The sequence below is a fragment of the Bradyrhizobium mercantei genome (genome assembly GCF_001982635.1).
GTDB lineage: Bacteria > Pseudomonadota > Alphaproteobacteria > Rhizobiales > Xanthobacteraceae > Bradyrhizobium > Bradyrhizobium mercantei.
The window spans coordinates 327,379-345,892 of the sequence record NZ_MKFI01000002.1 but is presented as its reverse complement, the minus strand read 5'-3'; the positions used below and the strand labels follow the sequence as shown (position 1 = coordinate 345,892).

Below are 18,514 nucleotides of genomic sequence, written 5' to 3'. Positions count from 1 at the left end.
ACTCTTCGAGTTCCTCCAGACGATAGCCCTGTCACAGGCCGGCCTCGGCCGCATCCGATGCTCGTCAGGCAGGCGCGTTCACGTGGCGCTCTCCAGCTCCGTAGTGAGTTTGGGGAGCTCGTCAATCTTTCCAATCTTGGCGTACCAGCACCAGAGCTCGAGCGTACAGGCGAGCCGGTACAGCGCGATCGTCGGCTCCCAGTCGAGGCGTTCGCGCGTGCCGTGGCCCGCGAGCAGTCCGTCACGCTTCGGCGCGTCCTTCGGTGTGAAATAGTAGAGCGCCTTGGCGATATCCATCAGCGGATCTCCGGCGGTGCAGTTCTCGAAATCGACAATGCCGGTGAGCTGCGGGCTTCCTTCGGGATTCACCAGCACGTTTCCGGCGTGGAGATCGTAGTGGCACAGCCGCGGCGTGTGGACTGCGTCGAGCAGATGGCTGCGCGCGGCAATGCCGGCCCGCAGTTGCGCGGCAAGCGCCTCGTCCCCGCCGCGCGTGCAGAACTCAGTCAGCTTGCGGTCGAATTGCGCGGACATGTAGGCGCGGTTATTGGCGTGAGGCGTCCAGACCCCGTTCGGGCCGATATAGCCGAAGCTGTCGAGGGTGACGTCATTGAAGCTGCGGAGCGCGGTGCCCATCGCGGCATAGACCGTAAACAGCTCCTGATCGGCCAGCTCCGGCTCTCGCTGCCCGAGTACGACGCCGTCGAGCTTGCTCATCAGCACGAAGCTGAGGTCGATCGTCGATCTTGTGTCGTCAGCGAGGAGGATTCGGGGGACGGGGATGTCGACGTCGCGCAGGAGGCCGAGGACGTGGACCTCCTTTGCCATTTTCCATTGCAGCTGCGCGGGATAGACCTTGAGGATGTAGCCAGGCGCGTCCACCAGCGCGATCTCGAGGATCGTGCTGATCTCGCCGCCGCGCAGCTCGATCACGTCGCGCACCGCTGTGCGAGGGCCGACGCGGCTGACGATGGCCTGCGCCTGGTCGATCGAGATCGCGAGCCGCGGCTTGAGCTGAAGTGGCGGATCGTTGGACATTTGCCCGAAACATCCTCGCGTGGGACCGCCGACCTACAGCAGCGGCTGCGGGTAAACGACATAGGCCAGTGTGCCGAGGACCGTCGTAGACGGCTCCTGACGGATAACGAGGGGCGGCATGACTCCCGGTGCGTCCGACCCCATTGAATCTTCGCTGGCAATGATCGGCCCGTTCGTGATGAGATACCAGGCGACGGCAGTAATCCAGCTCGCCAGTTTCGGGACTTCACCGCTGAAGGCGCGCCATTCCACTTCCATCATGCCGAAGGCGTGCAATCCTTCGGTCCGCGCGAACCATTTCGGCGTGCCGTTTGGGTGTAGATGTTCGGTGTCCCTGCCAAGCTTCACGGCGACCGCCAACGTGACGGGAATCTCGCCCTTGTCGCGATCGAGCTGGGACAGGAAAGCCTTTGGCGGCCACATCGCATTTGCGTCAGGCCAGATCACTGCGGTCGCCGTCTGCAATACATCGAGGGCCGCTGCGACCAGTTGCATCTCGATGAGGATTCGTTCCTTGGGCGGAGTTTCTTCGATCTCACCGAATATAGCGGTGACGGCGTGCGCTTTGGTCCGGGCCACCACCTCGCGCGTCTCCGGCCACCACCAACTCGTCGTGACACAGCTTTGCCTGTCCATGCCATGGAGATTGATGTTGGGGATGTAGCTGACGCCGCAAAGCAGGGGTGTCCGGCCGTTCTGGAAGGCCTTAATGGCGTCCGGATAGGTACCGAGGGCTGTCGGGCGTTGACCCGGCTTCGTCGGCTCCGGCGGCGGTTCGGCCTTGAAGTGGATGTCGGGCGCGCGCCGCCGGATGGCCTGTTCGAGGGCCGCTGACGAGATGCTTTCAATCTCCTCGGTCAAGATTAGTGCCGGCCCTCGATATTTGATGGGAAAGCGAGGACCGCTGGGCCGATTTGCCACCTCGGGATCACCAGCCAGATACAAGCGCGGTACGGGTTGACCTGAAGAGGACAGCAACGGCGACTGATCGCGGTCTTGCGAAGGCGGTCGGTCCGGGGATTGTGATTTCGGCTGTTCGGTGGACTTTCGGCCAAACCATGATTTGAACACAGTCCCTCCCGCGTCTTATGTCCCGTGTCGTCGTTGAATGAGACACCCAAAGATTTCGACTGGGCCGCTCATTTCCGGAGATTTTGGCTTAAGGAGTGGCTGCTTCGCGAAGGGGCGGCGGTCCGACTTGCATGATCGGAAAGGAAAGCCGCCACAGGCTCAATACGATCGGGAACTGAAAAATAAGGTTGATGGCAATCGCGACAAGGTAGGTCCGAACACCATGCGCGGCGATAATTGTCTGAGCCCCCAGCAGCAAGCCGACTGCCGCATAGCCGACGTAGACCACTGTAAAAAGCCTCCAAAATTGCGCCGAGAGCATGCGCTTCTTGAAGGCGAACACAAAAAGGCCGATCAATCCGCCTACGTATAGCGCGAGCCCGACGGCCCGAATTGTGGTCTCGTAATATGTCGGGTCGAAGAAGAGGTAGAAGCAGAAGAACGCGTAAGCAAGCGCGATGATCTTCCAGACCATGTTTAAACCTCGGCGTGAGAAAGAAGCCTAAACCACGCCTAAGTGGTAAGCAAGGTCACCGCGGCGTGCAGCGGCACGCGATCAACGATCACCTGTGCCTGGTCAACCTAGATCGCCAACCGCCGTTTGAGCTGAAGATGCGGATCGTTTGATATTCGCACTGATTTCACCGGGTCTGTCGCCTCGCATCATCCGGGCTGCGTCGATCGTGAAATCAAATCTCGATCTCCGTGCCGAACTCCACGACCTGGCCGGTCGGCACGCCGAAGAAGGCCGCGGAGCGCTCGGCGTTGCGTTGCAGGAAGGCGAACAGCGATTCCCGCCACACCCACATGCCCGGAACGTCCTCGCGCGGGATAATGGTCTCGCGGCCGATGTAGTAGGTCACGTCGGAGAGATCGATGCCGGGCAGCTTGCTTTGCCGGCAGGCGAGCTGCAGTCCCTCATAGATCGTCGGGTACTGCATGAAGCCGTAATGCAGGATGATCCGGGTGATGCCCGGGCTGATCTCGACCACGTCGGCGCGCTCCTCGTCGGGGATGCGCGGCCGCTCCTCGATCTGCACGGTGACCAGCAGCACGCGCTGATGCAGCACGTGGTTGTGCTTGACGAATTGGGTCAGCGCGAGCGGCACGCCGTTGGGGGCTGAGGCGAGGAAGACCGCAGTACCCGGCAGGCGCGCGCTGCATTTGTTGACTGCGGTCTCGATCAGATCCTCTTCCGGCTGGCGCAGCTTGCTGCGCGCCCTCTCGACCAGCTTCACACCGCTGCGCCAGGTCATCATCAGGAACGCCACGGCAGCGGCGAGCAGCAGCGGGAACCAGCCGCCCTCGAACAGTTTCTCGGTGTTTGCCGCGAAGAAGATCGCGTCGATGATGAAGAAGAAGCCGTTCACCGCGATCACGAGGATCGGCGAATAGCCCCACTGGATCGCGACCAGCGCGGCGAGCAGGGTGGTGATCGCCATCAGCAGCGACACCGCGATGCCGTAGGCGCCGGCCAGCGCGTCCGAGGTGCCGAAGGCGAGCACCGCGCCGAGCGTCCCGGCCGCGAGCAGCCAGTTCACCAGCGGCACGTAGATCTGCCCGATCGCGTCGCTGGTGGTGTGCTGGATATGCATGCGCGGCAGGAAGCCGAGCTGGATCGACTGCTGGGTCAGCGAGAACACACCCGAGATGATCGCCTGCGAGGCAATCACGGTGGCAATGGTCGCAAGCAGCACGAGCGGGTAATGCGACCAGTCCGGCGAGAGCTGGAAGAACGGGTTGTCGATCGCGGTCGGGTCGGTGATCAAGAGCGCGGCCTGGCCGAAATAGTTCAGCACCAGCGCGGGCAGGCAGACGGCGAACCAGGCGAGCCGGATCGGAAAGCGCCCGAAATGTCCCATGTCGGCATACATCGCCTCACCGCCGGTCACTGCGAGGAAGGCGGCGCCGAGGATCGCGAAGCTGACGTGAAAATCCTGATGGATCAGGAAATTGAATGCATAGAACGGGCTCAGCGCCACCAGCACGCCGGGCGCCTTGACGATGCCGTGAATGCCGAGCGCTGCCAGCACCCCGAACCAGAACAGCATCACCGGGCCGAAGATCTTGCCGATGAAGCCGGTGCCCTGCTTCTGCATCATGAACAGGCCGATCAGGATGACGACGGTGAGCGGCACCACCGCCGGCGTCAGCGAGGGCGCGTCGACCTTCAGACCTTCGATCGCCGACAGCACCGAGATGGCCGGCGTGATCGCGCCGTCGCCATAGAGCAGAGCCGCGCCGATCAGCCCGACCACCAGAAGATGGGCGCGCCAGGTGCCGGGCGCCGCGTTGCGCGCCGACAGCAGCGCCAAGAGCGCGACGATGCCGCCTTCACCGCGGTTGTCCGCGCGCAGGATCAGCATCGCGTATTTGACCGAGATGATGAGGATCAGCGCCCACAGGATCAGCGAGACCACGCCGAGCACGGCGCTTTCGGTGAGCGGCCCGCCATGGGTGGCGGCCTTGGCGGCTTCCTTCAGGGCGTAGAGGGGGCTGGTGCCGATGTCGCCATAGACGACACCCAGGGCACCGAGCGTCACCGCGACCGGAATCGGGCTGGTGGGAGGGTGGCCAGAAGAAACGATGGCGGGCGTACTGGTCACGGCAATCCCCCGATGGCTCGCGCCCGCCGGGTGATCCGGCCGGGCGCCTTAGACGATAGTCTGCGACGGGACGTCGCAAATTACCATTGGGTTTTGCGTGACAGCCTGACCTTACGCCAGGCTGAACAATTGCTTCGATGCGCTGTCGTCGCGCGGACCGGCATTCAGCTTGTTGGAAATTTGTTCTACGGGGTGCGGTCGGCGGTGACGAGGCGGGCTTCGCGAACCACGGTCTTGGTGCCGGCGCTGCGCAGGCAGGAGGCTTCGAAATTCGGCCAGGCCTGCTGCGAGCAGTCCTTGCCGACCGGGTGGATGTCGAGACGGTCGGCCTTGGCCAGCGGCTGCGGGGTCGAGGCTTCGACCTGCGGCGCAAAGCCCGGCAGCACGGTGAGCGCGGCGGCAATGAACGCGGCAACGGCGATAGCGGAAAGTGCCTTGATCATGACGGTCCCCATATGAACGGACCCGCCCGGGCCCGTCGTTTCGTTGTGCAATGTCTACCGGCCGCAAGTTTCCTGGTGTCTTCGCCACCCCGGGAAATGGTTTCGTCGCGGGCCGGTTTTGTTTCGTCCGCCACCGGCCGACGAAACATTCACCCACGTAGACGCTGGCATCCCAGGACTCGTTCACTGGACGAGCGGAGATTTATTTCGCCCGGCTCATGGAACCCGGGCGGCTTGCCGGGGCGAGCGGGGCGGGTTAGGAGGGACCATGTCCCGTATCGCGATCTACCCAGGCTCCTTCGATCCCGTCACCAACGGCCATCTGGACGTGGTGAGACAGGCCGTCTTCCTCTGCGACCGCCTGATCGTCGCCATCGGCGTCCATCCCGGCAAGAAGCCGCTGTTCTCCACCGAGGAGCGGCTCGCCATGGTCCACGAGGTGTTCGGCCCCATCGCCCAGAAGGCGGGCTGCGCCTTCGAGAGCGCGACCTATGACAATCTCACGGTCGCGGCGGCCCGCGCGGCCAACGCCACGTTGATGATTCGCGGCCTGCGTGACGGCACCGATCTCGACTACGAGATGCAACTCGCCGGCATGAACGAGGCCATGGCGCCCGAAGTGCATACGGTGTTCGTTCCGGCATCGGTCGCGGTCCGCCCGATCACCGCCACACTGGTGCGCCAAATCGCCCAGATGGGCGGCGACTTCTCTGCATTCGTGCCGTCATCAGTCGCCGCTAGCCTGAAGGCCAAGTTCGCCCCCTGATACCGGCGGCTGCCACATCCCGAACGTTACAGAGATCCGGAGTTTCCATGATCCGCATTCTTGCATTCGTTGCCGCGCTGCTCTGCGTCGTGCCCGCGGTCGCACAGCCGCTGCCTGCCAATCTCGACAAGGCCAATGCGATCGTGATCGACACCACCAAGGGCCGCATCGTCATCAAGCTGCGCACCGACATCGCACCCCAGCATGCCGAACGCATCAAGCAGCTGGCGCGCGAAGGCTTCTACAACAACGTGCCGTTCCACCGCGTGATGGATGGCTTCATGGCGCAGACCGGCGACGGTCAGAATTTCAACGGCACCGGCGGCTCGAAATATCCGAACCTGAAGCAGGAGTTCTCGCAGGTCCCGTTCAAGCGCGGCATCGTCGGCATGGCCCGCCGCGGCGACAGCGTCGACAGCGCCAATTCGCAGTTCTTCATCATGTTCGCCGACGGACCGAGCCTCAACGGCCAGTACACCGTGATCGGCGAGGTGGTGTCGGGCATGGACGTGGTCGACAAGCTGAAGAAGGCGCCCGCGGGCTCGCCCAGCGGCAGCGTCACCGATCCCGACAAGATGGTGAAGGTGCAGGTCGCATCCGACATCAAGTGATCGGCGCGATGGCGGCGCGCAGCAAACCACTTGCCTGGTTCGCCGCGCCGCTGCTGTGCCTCGCGCTGACCACGTCGGCGCAGGCCGAGCCGGAGCAACTCAATTCGATCAGGGACGTTGTCCTGGCCATCCACCGTTGCTGGCGGCCGCCGCCGGCGGACAAGGCCGGTCCGATCGACATTACCCTCATTGTCAGCTTCAACCGTGAGGGCGCGATCCTCGGGCATCCCAGGATCAGCTATGAATCGCAGGAGGCGACCGACAACGACCGGATTGCGTACCGGGTCGCGGTGATGGAGACGTTGCAGCGCTGCACGCCGTTGCCATTTACCGAGAGCCTGGGCGGCGCAGTGGCTGGCCGCCCATTCGCGATCCCGTTCAGGAATAAGAAATATCCACCCCGAAGCCAGGAGAAGCGAGCATGGCTGCTACCGAAAATACTCTGATCCTCGAAACCACCCAGGGCCCGGTCACGATCGAAATGCGCCCGGATCTCGCGCCCGGTCACGTCGCGCGGATCAAGGAGCTGGTGCGCGAAGGCTTCTACGACGGCATCGTGTTCCACCGCGTGATCGACGGCTTCATGGCGCAGACCGGCTGCCCGCAGGGCACCGGCATGGGCGGCTCCGGCAAGAAGCTGAAGGCCGAGTTCAACAAGGAGCCGCATGTCCGCGGCACCGCCTCGATGGCCCGCGCCGCCAATCCTGATTCCGGCGACAGCCAGTTCTTCATCTGCTTCGACGACGCCTCCTTCCTCAACGGCCAGTACACGGTCTGGGGCAAGGTCACCGAGGGCATGGAGAACGTCGACAAGATCAAGCGCGGCGAGCCGGTGAAGGATCCGGACAAGATCGTGAAGGCGCGCATGGCCGCCGACGCGGCGTAAGCCAAGCACTCCGTCATTCCGGGGCACGCGGAGCGTGAACCCGGAATCTCGAGGTTCCGGGTTCGATGCTGCCGCATCGCCCCGGAACGACGGCTCGGGATAACCATGCGCACCGACCTTTTCGATTTCGAACTGCCGCCCGAGAGCATCGCGCTCCGGCCTGCGAGCCCGCGCGATTCCGCGCGGATGCTGGTGGTGCATCCGGACGGCGTGCTGCGCGACGCGACGATTGCCGATCTGCCGCATTGGCTCGAGCCCGGCGATCAGATCGTCGTCAACGACACCAAGGTGATCGCGGCCCAGCTCAAAGGCCGCCGGATCGGGCGCGAGACCGAACCGAAGATCGAGGCGACCTTGATCAAGCGGCTTGACGGCTCGCGCTGGCAGGCGCTGGTGAAGCCGGCCAAGAAGCTCGCGCCCGGCGACACCATCCGCTTCGGCAATGAGGGCAAGGTCTGCCTGCTCGGCAATCTCGACGCCGAGGTCGAAGCCAAGGGGCAGGAGGGCGAGGTGACGCTGTCATTCTCGTTCCATGGTCCGGTGCTCGACCAGGCCATCGCCGACGTCGGCGCCACGCCGCTGCCGCCCTACATCGCCTCCAAGCGCACGCCCGACGACCAGGACGTCAGCGATTACCAGACCATGTTCGCCGCCAATGAAGGCGCGGTCGCAGCGCCGACGGCGGGACTTCATTTCACGCCGGCGCTGGAAGCCGCGCTGAAGGACCGCGGCGTCGAACTGCATCGCCTGACGCTGCATGTCGGGGCAGGGACGTTTCTGCCGGTGAAGGTGGACGAAACCTCCGAGCACAGGATGCATGCCGAATGGGGCTGCATCACCGCAGAGACCGCCGCCGCCTTGAACGCCGCGCGAGCAAAGGGTGGCCGGATCGTCGCAATCGGCACCACGTCGCTGCGGCTGCTCGAAAGCGCCGCCAATGCCGACGGCAGCATTCAGCCATTTGCGGCGGAAACCTCGATCTTCATCACGCCGGGCTACCGCTTCCGCGCGGTCGATATCCTGCTGACCAATTTCCACCTGCCGCGCTCGACGCTGTTCATGCTGGTCTCGGCGTTCTCCGGCCTCGAGACGATGCAGAGCGCCTACGCGCATGCGATCAAGGATGGCTACCGGTTCTATTCGTACGGCGATGCGTGCCTGCTGTTTCGGGCGAAGAGTTAGGCCCGCGAGCACAGCCATTTCACCGTCACCCTGAGGTGCCGGAGCGTAGCGGAGGCCTCGAAGGGCGACGGCCCGACTGGGGCCGTGCATCCTTCGAGGCTCGCTTCGCTCGCACCTCAGGATGACGGGTTTAGTTTCGTCGTGTCCTAACCTCACGCCATCGCGCGTTCGGGCAACAGCTCCGCGATCTGCACCGCGTTCAGCGCAGCGCCCTTGAGCAGCTGATCGGCCGCGACGAACATCGAGATCGAGTGGCCGGAGGGATCGCTGAGATCCTTGCGGATGCGGCCGACCAGCACGTCGTCCTGGCCCGACGCGTCGATCGGCATCGGGAAGTAGTTCTTGGCGCGATCGTCGACGATCTTGACGCCGGGCGCCTGCGCCATGATCGCGCGCACCTGATCCTCGGTGATCGGCCTCTCGCATTCGAAGGTGATCGCCTCGCAATGCGCGCGCAGCACCGGCACCCGTACGCAGGTGACGCCGACCGCGATCTTCTCGTCCTCGAAGATCTTGTGGGTCTCCTTGATGACCTTGGTCTCTTCGTCGTTGTAGCCGGTCTCCGGATCGACAGCCGTGTTGTGGTTGAACAGGTTGAAGGCGTAGGGGTGCGGCATCACCTTCGGGGTGTAGACCTGTCCGTTGAGATTGGCGCGGGTCGATTCGACGAGCTCATCCATCGCGGCGGCTCCGGCACCGCTCGCGGCCTGATAGGTCGAGATGATCACGCGCTTGATGCGGTTCTTCCGGTGGATCGGCCACAGCGGCACCAGCGCGGTGATCGCAGCGCAGTTCGGGTTGGCGATGATGCCCTTGTGGTCGCGGATGCGGTTGGCATTGATCTCGGGGATCACCAGCGGCACGTTCGGATCCATCCGGAACGCCGAGGAGTTGTCGACCACGACGGCGCCGGACTTCACCGCGAGCGGCGCGAACTTCTTCGAGATGCCGCTGCCGGCCGAGAGCAGCGCGATGTCGACGCCCTCGAAGGCGCGCTCGGTCAGCTCCTCGATCACGACAGGCTGGCCGCGGAAGGAGACGGTCTTGCCGGCCGAGCGGGCGCTCGCCAGCGCCTTCAGCTTGCCGACGCGGAAGCCGCGCTTGTCCATGGTGGCGATGAATTCGGCGCCGACTGCGCCGGTGACGCCGACAATCGCGACGACGGGATCGTTACTCACTTTGTCCTCCGTTTTCAGATGTGCTGGGTGTGCTGTGCTGCAGGCAATAAAAAAGCCCCGGACCTTCATCAGGCGGGGCTTCGGGTAGAGATGATGCGGTACGACCGACTACGCGCGCACGCCTCCCGAGGCCCCGGAGGGCTTGGTGGTTTTGCTGGTGCGTTTGGTCGCGGTGATCATGGTGCGGACTTATGCGGGAGAGATCGGCGTCCGTCAACGGCTTTTGGGCGAAAATCTGGCCAGAGAAGAACCTTGCCCGGGGCAGCCTCAGCGCCTGCGCACGCCGGGCGGCTCGAGGATCACCTCTTTCAGATCGCTGCCGGCGAGCACCACGATGACGAAATTGAGCTTGCCGCGTTCGCGCATCAAGCCGCCCGAGATCGCCTTGCCCGAGGTGGTGTGCTCGGCGACGCGCACCGCGTCGCCGAGGCGATGCCGGAGCGCCCTGAGCACCATGAGGTTGTCGCGGTCGTCGGCACCGAGGGATGCCAGCGACGAAGGGGCCTCGCCGCCGACGACTTCGCCGGTCGAGGCGTCAATCGCGTGCTGCCAGATGCGGTCCCGCTGCATGGTCTTGACCCGGTAGACCGCGGGCTCGGTTGCGCCGTCGAAGCTGATGTCGGCGGTGATCGAGCCGGAATGCAGCGCCTCCGCGATCGCCATCGCCTTGCGCAGCGAGATCTGCGCTGCCTGGAAGCTGTCGAGCTCGCGGCGAACCGCGTGCACGTCGAGCGCGTTGTCGTTGTCCTGCGGGGTGAGCGCGGCGGCTTCCGAACCCGTGACCGCATGGGCCGGTGACGCCAGGGGAAGGCCCAAGGGAAGGCTCAAGGGCAGGGTGAGCAGCGCGGCCGCGAGCAGCTGCGTTCCGAATGCCGAATGCCGCAATGCGTGTAGTCGTCCCGTCGTCATAGTCGCTTCCGTCGCGTCGAACCGCCGCCCGGGCGGAGAAAGATGCGGCCGACCCTTGTTAGTCAGAGGTCGGCCGCCGAACGTTCAGACGAAGCGATGGCGGCAGCTTCGTCGACGATCGAAGTGACAAGGCGACGCAAAACCGCTGGGGGGCTGAACTTGGGTTCCGCGTCTCATTGCAACTAAACAATACGGTTTCGTTCTGTTTATTCAAGGCTCATCACGGCAACGTGTAAGATGATCAAACGATCCTATAAAACTGTCAGCGGGCCGGCCGGCGGCGCGCCTTGGAGGTCTCTTTGGCCGCGTCGCGGAGGCGATCCCGCGGCCCAACGGCGCCGGCCAGGAACAGCCGGATCGAGACCTCCATCCGCGTCTCGGCCGCCTTCATGTCGATCGGAATTCCGAATGTCGCCATCCGATGGGTGTGGCCGACCACCATGTTGAGGAAGGTCTCGGCGGCGATCGTGGTGTCCTCGAGATCGAGCACGCCTTTGTCGGCCAGATGGTCGAAGAAATCCGCGGTCGTGGACACGGCTTTCGACCAGCCCTCGTCGACGGCGAGCTTGGCGACCTCGGGGAAATTGATCGCCTGCGCGGTCAGGATCCGGCTGAAGGCGATGGAGTCGGCGCTGCAATTCAGCACCAGTAGCTGGCGCCCGAGCTCGATCAGCCGTTCCTCGGCCGAGCCATCGCAATTGCCGTCGCCCTGTGCTTCGGCCGCGGCGGCGGCGAGCGGGGCGAGCCAGCGGGCAATCTCGCGCCGGAGCACCGCGGTGAACAGGCCGCGCTTGTCGCCGTATTGGCCGTACACGGTGGGCTTGCTGACGCGGGCAGCTTCAGCCACCGCGTCGATCGACGTCGCATCGAAGCCGCGCTCGAGGAACAGGCGGGTGGCGACCTCGATCAGCCGCTGGTCGCGCTCGATCGCCGCGTCCCGGGTCGGCCGGCCGCCGCGTGACTTGATCACGCCGCGCTTGGCCGCCTTGTTAGCCGTCTTGTTAGCCGTCTTGGCCCTGGTTGCGGTCAATCCCATTTGCCCATTCATCTCGTTGTGCGTCGGACGGGTTCGTCCGGTCTATAACCCGTGCGGCCCGGATTCGTCCATTCGGTGGTATCCGGGGCAGGCTGCTCAAGGCGGCGTCGCGGTCCAGGCGTGCCCTGCGGCGGCCTTGTCGTAGCCGTACTGGTAGAGCGCGCGCATATAGGCGGTGTCGAAGCCCTGGGTTTCCGGCGCCGGATAATCGCGCTCGATGTAGGACAGATGGAAGCCCAGCCGGTTGCGGCGGGCGAAATCATAGGTCGAGAGGATCACGGAGCGGGTCTGCGCCTGTGTGATCGCGGAAATGCTGCGCGATGCGACATCGATCGTGGAATTCGACACCAGCTCGAAATTGCCCTCGAGCTTCTTGTTGACGAGGATGTAGATGTTCATGCGGCCATTGGCGGGCCAGGCGCGCTCGCGGAACATCAGCGCGTCCGGCAAAGTCAGCACCGGCGCGGTGACGCCGCCGTCGACATGCATCTCCTGGAAGCGGCGGCCCTGGCCCTCGGCGTCGATCATGATCGGCGGAAACACCAGCGGGATCGAGGCGGAGGCCGCCATCACGTCGCGAAACAGCTGCAGCGCCTCCGGCGTGCCGACGGCGGCGATCCGCCCCATGTCCCAGATCACCGTGCGCTGGGTGTCGAGATCGGTGGTGACGATCAGGAGCTTTCGGCCCTTGGCGTTTTCGCGCGCCACCTCGTCGAGGATGTCCTGGCCGACGTAACGCGCCACCAGTTCGCGCAGCCTTTTGTTGCCGAACAGGCCGGAGCCGAACAGCACCCGCATCAGGCTCGGATCCTGCAGCAGGCTCTCCGCGATGCCTGACGTGTAGACCTCCTTCAGCGTGTCGTCGTAGCGCGAGCCGAGGAAGGCGAAGGGCGCAATCAGCCCGCCGGTGCTGACGCCGGAGACGACCGAGAAGCTCGGACGGTTGCCGGCCGCGGTCCAGCCGTTGAGCACGCCGACGCCGTAGGCACCGTCGGCACCGCCGCCGGAGAGCGCGAGGTAGGTCTTGATCGGGGCGAGGTTATCCTTCTCGAGCCGGAATTTGGACGCCGGCTCGTCGGCATAGCGGCGCAGGCCGTCGAGATCGAGCACCCGCGAATTGGCAGCGTCGGCGGCCGTGTAGGGCGTCCGCGGCAGCGAGCTGCAGGCCGTCAGCGCGAAGGCGAGCCCGCACAGCAGGGCCACTTGCCGGATCACGCGCCCGCTCATCCGGTGGCGGATGCCGTCAGGCCGGGCACTGGAGGGGGAGGGCATCTCGGTCAGTCAGCTTTCGCGCGGATTGAAGTCGCGGCGGGAAGGTTCGTTGCCATATTCTTGACATAAAACGATACGGTTTCGTTTTGTTTAACGGAAGGACTGTTGCGGGGCAAGCTCCCGTCCGGCCGATCGCGTTCACGAACTCGCGCGAAAGGCGTTGTCCGACGGGTTGATCCGGCATCACCGACACGCAATAAGCAGCCGCATGACACTTCCCAATCATTTCGAGCTGCTGGCAACCGACGGCACCGCCCGCACCGGGCGCCTCACCACGCCGCATGGCGTGGTCCGGACGCCCGCTTTCATGCCGGTCGGCACCGCGGGCGCGATGAAGGGCATGCATTGGCGCGAGGTGCGCGATGCCGGCGCCGATATCGTGCTCGGCAACACCTATCACCTGATGCTGCGGCCGGGTGCCGAGCGGATTGCCGGGCTGGGCGGCCTGCAACGCTTCACCGGCTGGGGCGGCCCGATGCTGACGGATTCCGGCGGCTTCCAGGTGATGTCGCTCTCGGAGCTGCGCAAGGTGACCGAGAAGGCCGTGACCTTCCGCTCGCATATCGACGGCACCAAGGTCGAGCTGTCGCCGGAACGCTCGATCGAGGTGCAGCGGCTGCTCGGCTCCGACATCGCGATGCAAATGGACGAATGTGTCCGGCTGCCGGCGGAGCGCGCCGACATCGAGCGGGCGATGCAGCTGTCGCTGCGCTGGGCCGAGCGCTCCAAGCGCGCCTTCGAGGCGGCACCGGACGGTTACATGCTGTTCGGCATCGTGCAGGGCGGCGATATCCCCGATCTCCGCCACGCCAGCGCGCGCTCCCTGACCGACATCGGCTTTCACGGTTACGCGATCGGCGGGCTCGCGGTCGGTGAGCCGCAAGCGGTGATGCTGTCGATGATCGAGGAGACCGCACCGGCGCTGCCGGCCGATCGGCCGCGTTATCTGATGGGCGTCGGCACGCCGGAGGATATTCTGGAAGCCGTGGCGCGCGGCGTCGACATGTTCGACTGTGTGATGCCGACACGGAACGGACGGCACGGCATGGCGTTCACCCGGTTCGGGCAAATCAATCTGCGCAACGCCCGGCACGTCGACGATCCGCGCCCGCTCGACGAAGAGAGTCCGTGGCCGGCCGCACGCGACTATGCGCGCGCCTATCTGCACCATCTGGTGCGGTCAGGCGAAACACTTGGGGCAATGCTGCTGTCCGAAATCAACGTCGCCTATTACCAGGAGCTGATGCAGGGCATCCGCGATGCGGTGGCAAACGGCACGTTCGAGGACTTCAGAACGAAAACGCGCGCCGGTTGGGCGCGCGGTGACATCGCTCCGAGGTGAGCTTTATGTGATCAGTTGCACACGATCGGTTTCACCGCGTGCTTGGTGACGAACCCATAACCGCAAGTGTCGCAGGTCCAGAGATAGCTGATCAAATTGTCATGAAGGTAGGCGGAGGCTTCCGCCGCCACCATGGAGTCCGCACATACCGGACAGGTCGGCAGATCGCTGCCACGCGGATCGGGCCGAGACGCTGTGGTCGACAGAACTTCAGCGAGAGCTGGCATGTGACCTCCTTTGCGTTCTGAGCTGTACCTGACTTAAGTATATAGCCAGAATTCTTTGACCTTGTCGCAACACAAATGCGTAGGTTTTACGTTATTTGCGTAGGTTCTGATTTTGCAACGCAACGAATTTGCGTTGCGGCGGTTTCTCACTTGCGCGCCATGATGCGCTGCTTCTAATGGGAGAAGACCGTATATTCCCAGCACATACCGCAACAGGAGCCGCTTGATGGACGCGCCGTCGACAACGAGTGCAGTGCAACCCGGACGCGGCCGCGTCTTTGACTCCATCGTCGACGCGATCGGCTCCACGCCGATCGTGCGGCTGCGGAGACTGCCGCAGGCGGGCGGCGTCAACGCGACGATCCTCGCCAAGCTCGAATACTTCAATCCGGCCGCCAGCGTGAAAGACCGCATCGGCGCAGCGATGATCGTGGCGATGGAGAAGGCCGGCATCATCAACGCCGACACGGTGTTGATCGAGCCGACCTCGGGCAACACCGGCATCGCGCTCGCCTATGTCGCGGCATCGCGCGGCTACCGGCTGAAGCTCGTAATGCCGGAATCGATGTCGATCGAGCGGCGGCGGATGCTGGCCTTCCTCGGCGCCGAGATCGTGCTGACTCCGGCGGCGCAAGGCATGAAGGGCTCGATCGCGACCGCGGAAGAGCTGGTGCGCACGACACCCAACGCGGTCATGCCGCAGCAGTTCAAGAACCTCGCCAATCCCGAAATCCATCGCCGCACCACGGCGGAGGAGATCTGGAACGACACCGGCGGCAACATCGACTATTTCGTCGCCGGCGTCGGCACCGGCGGCACCATCACCGGGGTCGGCCAGGTGCTGAAGCCGCGCAAGCCGTCGCTGCGGATTGTCGCGGTCGAGCCGGAAGAGAGCCCGGTGCTGTCGGGCGGCCAGCACACGCCGCACAAGATCCAGGGCATCGGTGCAGGGTTCATCCCTGACATCCTCGACCGCTCGGTGATCGACGAGATCGTCAAGGTCAACAGCGCGACCGCGATCGAGACCTCGCGCGCGCTGGCGCGCAACGAAGGCATCCCCGGCGGCATTTCGTCGGGTGCGGCGATCGCGGCCGCCTTGCAGATCGGCAAGCGGCCGGAAGCTGCGGGCAAGACCATCCTGGCGATTGTGCCGTCATTCTCGGAGCGCTATCTCTCGACGGTGCTGTTTGAAGGAATCTGAGAGACAGGAATCGAAGACATGGCCGATCAGCCGAGGCGACCGCGAACCCTGAACGATGCCCGCAGCGAAGCCGAGGCGGCGTTCAAACGCGCCACCACCAAGGTCGCTGACGCGGTGCCAAAGACCGCGGCCGTCCCCGGCGTCCGCGAGCAGGTCACGTTGCGGATCGACCAGGACGTGCTGGAATACTTCCAGGAGGGCGGCCCCGGCTGGCAGGACCGCATCAACGCGGCGCTGCGCAAGGCGGCCGGGAAGTAACACGCTTCCGAAACAAGGAGCCCGGGATGATCCCCGGGCTTTTTGCTGTCGTGGTGGAGCGGCGCCGTTCAAGGCGCGACGCGCGCGTCACCGTGCGTGCACCGGCTTCCTTGCGCCTGGCTTCAGGTTGAGGAGGTTGCCGGCCAGAATCATCGCCGCCCCGAGCACCGTGTAGGCGTCGACCTGTTCAGCATAGATCAGCCAGCCGGCGATCGCCGTCAGCGGCACCCGGATGAAATCCATCGGGATCACCACGGTCGCGTCGGCGTGGAGCAAAGCGCGCGCCATGCAATAGTGCGAGAAGGTGCCGCAGAACGCGATCACCGCGAGCCAGCCCCAGGTCGAGAGCGGCGGCCAGGTCCAGACCAAGAGTGCGGGCCCGATGCTTGCGAGCGACTGCACCACGAGCATCCAGAACATGATCGTCAGCGTCTGCTCGGTTCGCGTCAGCGACTTGACCACCGCGACGGAGATGCCGAAGCCGACCGCCGCGCCGAGCGCGATCAGCTGGCCCGGATTGATCGCACCGGTCGCGGGCCGCACGATCACGATCACGCCGACCAGGCCAAGCACGATCGCGACGATCTTCCAGGACGTCATCCGCTCGCCGAGAAAGCTCGCCGCAAGGATCGCGGTCCAGATCGGCATCGTGAACTCGATCGCGACCACCTGGCCGATCGGGATCAATGTCAGCGCATAGAACCAGCCGAGCTGCGCGCAGAAATGGACCAGGTTGCGCGCGATGTGCACGTGCAGGCGCGCCGTCTTCACGATCGCAAGCCCGCCATTGATGTGGATCAGCGGATACAGCATCACGAAGCCGAGCACGCCGCGCACGGCCATCAGCTGGAAGACGTTGACCTCGCGCGTCGCCTCGCGGCCGGCCACCGCGATGATCAGCATCAGCGCGAGCCAGCCTGACATCCATAGCGCGGCGCGGGTCTTTGAGGGCGTGCGATCCATGACGGGGAACGAGGTGAGAAGGGACACCCGGTATCCGCGAGCTGATACGAATTTGCAACGCGCAATTCTGCCGACGTGGTGATGCGCCGGACGTGCGATCGATGCTAAGCAGGTCGGGAATAATCACATCAGGAGGATCTGCTCATGCGTGTCTTGCAACCGGCCGAATGGTCGAAACCCCGCGGCTTCTCGCACGGCGTCGCGTTCGACGCGCCCGGCAAATGGATCGTGCTCGCCGGGCAGACCGGCGGCGACGAGAAGGGCGAGTATGCGCCCGACATGGCCGCCCAGGTCGGCACCGCGCTGAAGCGGATCATCAAGCTGTTGAACGAAGCCGGCGCCGGTCCCGAGCACATCGTCCGCCTGACCTGGTATCTGACCAGCCGCAGCGAATACGAGGCCGCAGGCGCCGGCATCGGTGCGGCGTGGAAGGAAACGCTGGGGCGCAATTTCCCGCCGTCCACGCTGCTCTATATCGACGGGCTGGTCGATCAGCGCGCCAAGGTCGAGATCGAGGTGACGGCGTTCGTGCCTGCGGCATAGCACCGCCCAATTTCGCGCGGGCGATCGCTGCGCGGCCAAACAAAAAGCCCTCGGGATGACCCGAGGGCTTTTCTCGTTGGCGTATCGACTGATTACTTCGACAGCGTGATGTTGGCGCCGCGGAACTGGCTGTCGGCCCGGATCGTGACGGACTGCTTGTTGCCGCTGGTGCGCATCGAGATGTCGGCGTTGAAGCCGGGGGCGCTGGCAACGACCTGGAAATTGCCGCCGCCGCCGCGGCCGCGCAGGTCGCCGCTGACGTTGCGGCTGGACTCGCTCCAGGAGCCCGTGACCGCGCTGCCTTCGGCCTGCACGTCGGCCGCCAAATTGAACTTGTAGGCGTCGCTGGCGCAGGTGAGGTTCATGGTCATCCGCGGCCCGCCGACATGATAGGTCGCGCGGCAACGGATCCGCTCGCTGGAGCCGTCATCGAGGGTGACCGAGCCGGCGCCCGACCAGGTACCCGCCATGCCGGCGAACGGTCCCGACTGGGCATGACCTGCGGTGCTTGCGAGTGCGGTCACGAAAAACGCGGCGGCTGCAAATGCTGGCCGCCGCGCGATGGCGAAGAAATTCGATACGCTGGTGATCTTACTGACGGGACGCTTCCCATCGGCCGCTGCACGGTACGCCAGCTGATGCCCCATTCCACTTCCCCGATCCGGAGTTGCCACTGAGTTGTCCGTTCGCATATGCACCATTGATCGAGACTCGCACAAGTCCCCCGCTGCCGACGGTGCCGGAGACCGCCGCGCCCTGTGCCGAGATCTTTCCATCCGCGACGGTCACGGTCGAGCTGGACGACGGTTCGCAGCTGCCGGTCTTGGTGACGACGGTGACGCTCCAAAGGCCGTCATAAGGCTGCTGAGCAGAGGCCGGAGCGGAGGTGAGGGCGGCAGCCGAAGCGACCGAAGTGACCAAAATCAGGTCGCGAATGCGGATCGAACGCATGAATCAAATCCCTGTAATTTCGTGTGATGAC

22 protein-coding genes are annotated in these 18,514 nt (G+C 64.6%); 9 read left to right on the top strand and 13 right to left on the bottom strand.

Translation table 11 applies throughout. The features are described 5' to 3' along the window. Window positions 1-78: 78 nt before the first annotated feature. The 5 genes from BI327_RS09240 to BI327_RS09220 all read right to left on the bottom strand — a co-directional run bounded on the left by BI327_RS09240 (window position 79) and on the right by BI327_RS09220 (window position 5,158). Window positions 79-1,038, bottom strand: coding sequence for a phosphotransferase family protein (locus BI327_RS09240; protein WP_076859827.1), 960 nt, complete (start codon window positions 1,036-1,038; stop codon window positions 79-81). A gap of 33 nt (window positions 1,039-1,071) precedes the next feature. Further along, the gene (locus BI327_RS09235) at window positions 1,072-1,899 is read right to left on the bottom strand and encodes a DUF4261 domain-containing protein (RefSeq protein ID WP_076859825.1); all 828 of its coding nucleotides are present in this window, start codon (window positions 1,897-1,899) and stop codon (window positions 1,072-1,074) included. 298 nt (window positions 1,900-2,197) lie between these two features. Beyond that, window positions 2,198-2,584 carry a hypothetical protein gene (locus tag BI327_RS09230; protein ID WP_076859823.1) on the bottom strand — a complete coding sequence of 129 codons (387 nt, stop codon included), beginning with the start codon at window positions 2,582-2,584 and terminating at the stop codon, window positions 2,198-2,200. A gap of 214 nt (window positions 2,585-2,798) precedes the next feature. Beyond that, window positions 2,799-4,652 carry a potassium transporter Kup gene (locus tag BI327_RS09225; protein WP_076859821.1) on the bottom strand — a complete coding sequence of 618 codons (1,854 nt, stop codon included), beginning with the start codon at window positions 4,650-4,652 and terminating at the stop codon, window positions 2,799-2,801. Between the two features lie 248 nt (window positions 4,653-4,900). Further along, complete coding sequence (locus BI327_RS09220) at window positions 4,901-5,158, bottom strand: hypothetical protein (RefSeq protein ID WP_076860701.1); 258 nt, start codon at window positions 5,156-5,158, stop codon at window positions 4,901-4,903. A 268-nt stretch (window positions 5,159-5,426) separates the two neighbouring features. Here BI327_RS09220 and coaD point away from each other — a divergent pair, with 268 nt between their 5' ends. The 5 genes from coaD to queA all read left to right on the top strand — a co-directional run bounded on the left by coaD (window position 5,427) and on the right by queA (window position 8,603). Then, the gene (gene coaD, locus BI327_RS09215; protein WP_076859819.1) at window positions 5,427-5,924 is read left to right on the top strand and encodes a pantetheine-phosphate adenylyltransferase; all 498 of its coding nucleotides are present in this window, start codon (window positions 5,427-5,429) and stop codon (window positions 5,922-5,924) included. A gap of 47 nt (window positions 5,925-5,971) precedes the next feature. Next, window positions 5,972-6,535, top strand: coding sequence for a peptidylprolyl isomerase (locus BI327_RS09210; RefSeq protein ID WP_076859817.1), 564 nt, complete (start codon window positions 5,972-5,974; stop codon window positions 6,533-6,535). Between the two features lie 8 nt (window positions 6,536-6,543). Next, window positions 6,544-6,981 (top strand): hypothetical protein, encoded by a 438-nt coding sequence (locus BI327_RS09205; protein ID WP_076860700.1) that lies wholly within the window; start codon window positions 6,544-6,546, stop codon window positions 6,979-6,981. Beyond that, window positions 6,957-7,421, top strand: coding sequence for a peptidylprolyl isomerase (locus BI327_RS09200; protein WP_016846097.1), 465 nt, complete (start codon window positions 6,957-6,959; stop codon window positions 7,419-7,421). Before BI327_RS09205 ends, BI327_RS09200 begins: the two co-directional genes overlap by 25 nt. 105 nt (window positions 7,422-7,526) lie before the next feature. Beyond that, window positions 7,527-8,603 carry a tRNA preQ1(34) S-adenosylmethionine ribosyltransferase-isomerase QueA gene (gene queA, locus BI327_RS09195; RefSeq protein WP_076859815.1) on the top strand — a complete coding sequence of 359 codons (1,077 nt, stop codon included), beginning with the start codon at window positions 7,527-7,529 and terminating at the stop codon, window positions 8,601-8,603. 152 nt (window positions 8,604-8,755) lie between these two features. On the opposite strand, the gene BI327_RS09190 is transcribed toward queA, so the two are convergent. From BI327_RS09190 to BI327_RS09175, 4 genes are all read right to left on the bottom strand, one after another. Next, window positions 8,756-9,781, bottom strand: coding sequence for an aspartate-semialdehyde dehydrogenase (locus BI327_RS09190; RefSeq protein ID WP_076859813.1), 1,026 nt, complete (start codon window positions 9,779-9,781; stop codon window positions 8,756-8,758). A 267-nt stretch (window positions 9,782-10,048) separates the two neighbouring features. Next, window positions 10,049-10,690, bottom strand: coding sequence for a PepSY domain-containing protein (locus tag BI327_RS09185; RefSeq protein WP_076859810.1), 642 nt, complete (start codon window positions 10,688-10,690; stop codon window positions 10,049-10,051). Window positions 10,691-10,952: 262 nt separating this feature from the next. Then, the gene (locus tag BI327_RS09180) at window positions 10,953-11,726 is read right to left on the bottom strand and encodes a TetR/AcrR family transcriptional regulator (protein WP_076859808.1); all 774 of its coding nucleotides are present in this window, start codon (window positions 11,724-11,726) and stop codon (window positions 10,953-10,955) included. Window positions 11,727-11,822: 96 nt separating this feature from the next. Continuing rightward, the gene (locus BI327_RS09175) at window positions 11,823-12,953 is read right to left on the bottom strand and encodes a patatin-like phospholipase family protein (protein WP_076859806.1); all 1,131 of its coding nucleotides are present in this window, start codon (window positions 12,951-12,953) and stop codon (window positions 11,823-11,825) included. A gap of 253 nt (window positions 12,954-13,206) precedes the next feature. Between BI327_RS09175 and tgt the strand changes: the two genes are divergently transcribed. Continuing rightward, on the top strand, window positions 13,207-14,340 hold the full coding sequence (gene tgt, locus BI327_RS09170) for a tRNA guanosine(34) transglycosylase Tgt (RefSeq protein ID WP_076859804.1): 1,134 nt from the start codon (window positions 13,207-13,209) through the stop codon (window positions 14,338-14,340). 11 nt (window positions 14,341-14,351) lie between these two features. Here the strand turns inward: tgt and BI327_RS09165 are convergent, their stop codons facing one another. Beyond that, window positions 14,352-14,567, bottom strand: coding sequence for a hypothetical protein (locus tag BI327_RS09165; protein WP_076859802.1), 216 nt, complete (start codon window positions 14,565-14,567; stop codon window positions 14,352-14,354). A gap of 226 nt (window positions 14,568-14,793) precedes the next feature. Here BI327_RS09165 and cysK point away from each other — a divergent pair, with 226 nt between their 5' ends. Beyond that, window positions 14,794-15,768 carry a cysteine synthase A gene (cysK, locus tag BI327_RS09160; RefSeq protein ID WP_076859800.1) on the top strand — a complete coding sequence of 325 codons (975 nt, stop codon included), beginning with the start codon at window positions 14,794-14,796 and terminating at the stop codon, window positions 15,766-15,768. A gap of 18 nt (window positions 15,769-15,786) precedes the next feature. Continuing rightward, window positions 15,787-16,026, top strand: coding sequence for a BrnA antitoxin family protein (locus BI327_RS09155; RefSeq protein WP_076859798.1), 240 nt, complete (start codon window positions 15,787-15,789; stop codon window positions 16,024-16,026). A gap of 87 nt (window positions 16,027-16,113) precedes the next feature. Here BI327_RS09155 and BI327_RS09150 read toward each other — a convergent pair whose 3' ends face one another. Then, window positions 16,114-16,989, bottom strand: a complete 876-nt coding sequence (locus BI327_RS09150) for a DMT family transporter (protein WP_076859796.1) — start codon at window positions 16,987-16,989, stop codon at window positions 16,114-16,116. A gap of 144 nt (window positions 16,990-17,133) precedes the next feature. Between BI327_RS09150 and BI327_RS09145 the strand changes: the two genes are divergently transcribed. Continuing rightward, window positions 17,134-17,532: a RidA family protein gene (locus BI327_RS09145; protein WP_074127783.1), complete on the top strand. Its 399-nt coding sequence runs from the start codon at window positions 17,134-17,136 to the stop codon at window positions 17,530-17,532. 92 nt (window positions 17,533-17,624) lie between these two features. Here BI327_RS09145 and BI327_RS09140 read toward each other — a convergent pair whose 3' ends face one another. Together BI327_RS09140 and BI327_RS09135 are read right to left on the bottom strand one after the other, a co-directional pair. After that, the gene (locus BI327_RS09140; protein WP_089025457.1) at window positions 17,625-18,002 is read right to left on the bottom strand and encodes a hypothetical protein; all 378 of its coding nucleotides are present in this window, start codon (window positions 18,000-18,002) and stop codon (window positions 17,625-17,627) included. 121 nt (window positions 18,003-18,123) lie between these two features. Then, window positions 18,124-18,483 (bottom strand): hypothetical protein, encoded by a 360-nt coding sequence (locus BI327_RS09135; protein WP_076859791.1) that lies wholly within the window; start codon window positions 18,481-18,483, stop codon window positions 18,124-18,126. Window positions 18,484-18,514 lie beyond the last annotated feature (31 nt).

Coding starts and splice junctions, on each gene's coding strand:
- BI327_RS09175 (WP_076859806.1), bottom strand. CDS start 12,953: ATGAGCGGGCGCGTGATCCGGCAAGTGGCCCTGCTGTGCGGGCTCGCC.
- BI327_RS09230 (WP_076859823.1), bottom strand. CDS start 2,584: ATGGTCTGGAAGATCATCGCGCTTGCTTACGCGTTCTTCTGCTTCTAC.
- BI327_RS09180 (WP_076859808.1), bottom strand. CDS start 11,726: ATGGGATTGACCGCAACCAGGGCCAAGACGGCTAACAAGACGGCTAAC.
- BI327_RS09140 (WP_089025457.1), bottom strand. CDS start 18,002: ATGGCGGGTACCTGGTCGGGCGCCGGCTCGGTCACCCTCGATGACGGC.
- BI327_RS09210 (WP_076859817.1), top strand. CDS start 5,972: ATGATCCGCATTCTTGCATTCGTTGCCGCGCTGCTCTGCGTCGTGCCC.
- BI327_RS09240 (WP_076859827.1), bottom strand. CDS start 1,038: ATGTCCAACGATCCGCCACTTCAGCTCAAGCCGCGGCTCGCGATCTCG.
- queA (WP_076859815.1), top strand. CDS start 7,527: ATGCGCACCGACCTTTTCGATTTCGAACTGCCGCCCGAGAGCATCGCG.
- BI327_RS09135 (WP_076859791.1), bottom strand. CDS start 18,483: ATGCGTTCGATCCGCATTCGCGACCTGATTTTGGTCACTTCGGTCGCT.
- tgt (WP_076859804.1), top strand. CDS start 13,207: ATGACACTTCCCAATCATTTCGAGCTGCTGGCAACCGACGGCACCGCC.
- BI327_RS09185 (WP_076859810.1), bottom strand. CDS start 10,690: ATGACGACGGGACGACTACACGCATTGCGGCATTCGGCATTCGGAACG.
- BI327_RS09155 (WP_076859798.1), top strand. CDS start 15,787: ATGGCCGATCAGCCGAGGCGACCGCGAACCCTGAACGATGCCCGCAGC.
- BI327_RS09220 (WP_076860701.1), bottom strand. CDS start 5,158: ATGATCAAGGCACTTTCCGCTATCGCCGTTGCCGCGTTCATTGCCGCC.
- BI327_RS09200 (WP_016846097.1), top strand. CDS start 6,957: ATGGCTGCTACCGAAAATACTCTGATCCTCGAAACCACCCAGGGCCCG.
- coaD (WP_076859819.1), top strand. CDS start 5,427: ATGTCCCGTATCGCGATCTACCCAGGCTCCTTCGATCCCGTCACCAAC.
- BI327_RS09145 (WP_074127783.1), top strand. CDS start 17,134: ATGCGTGTCTTGCAACCGGCCGAATGGTCGAAACCCCGCGGCTTCTCG.
- BI327_RS09205 (WP_076860700.1), top strand. CDS start 6,544: ATGGCGGCGCGCAGCAAACCACTTGCCTGGTTCGCCGCGCCGCTGCTG.
- BI327_RS09165 (WP_076859802.1), bottom strand. CDS start 14,567: ATGCCAGCTCTCGCTGAAGTTCTGTCGACCACAGCGTCTCGGCCCGAT.
- cysK (WP_076859800.1), top strand. CDS start 14,794: ATGGACGCGCCGTCGACAACGAGTGCAGTGCAACCCGGACGCGGCCGC.
- BI327_RS09150 (WP_076859796.1), bottom strand. CDS start 16,989: ATGGATCGCACGCCCTCAAAGACCCGCGCCGCGCTATGGATGTCAGGC.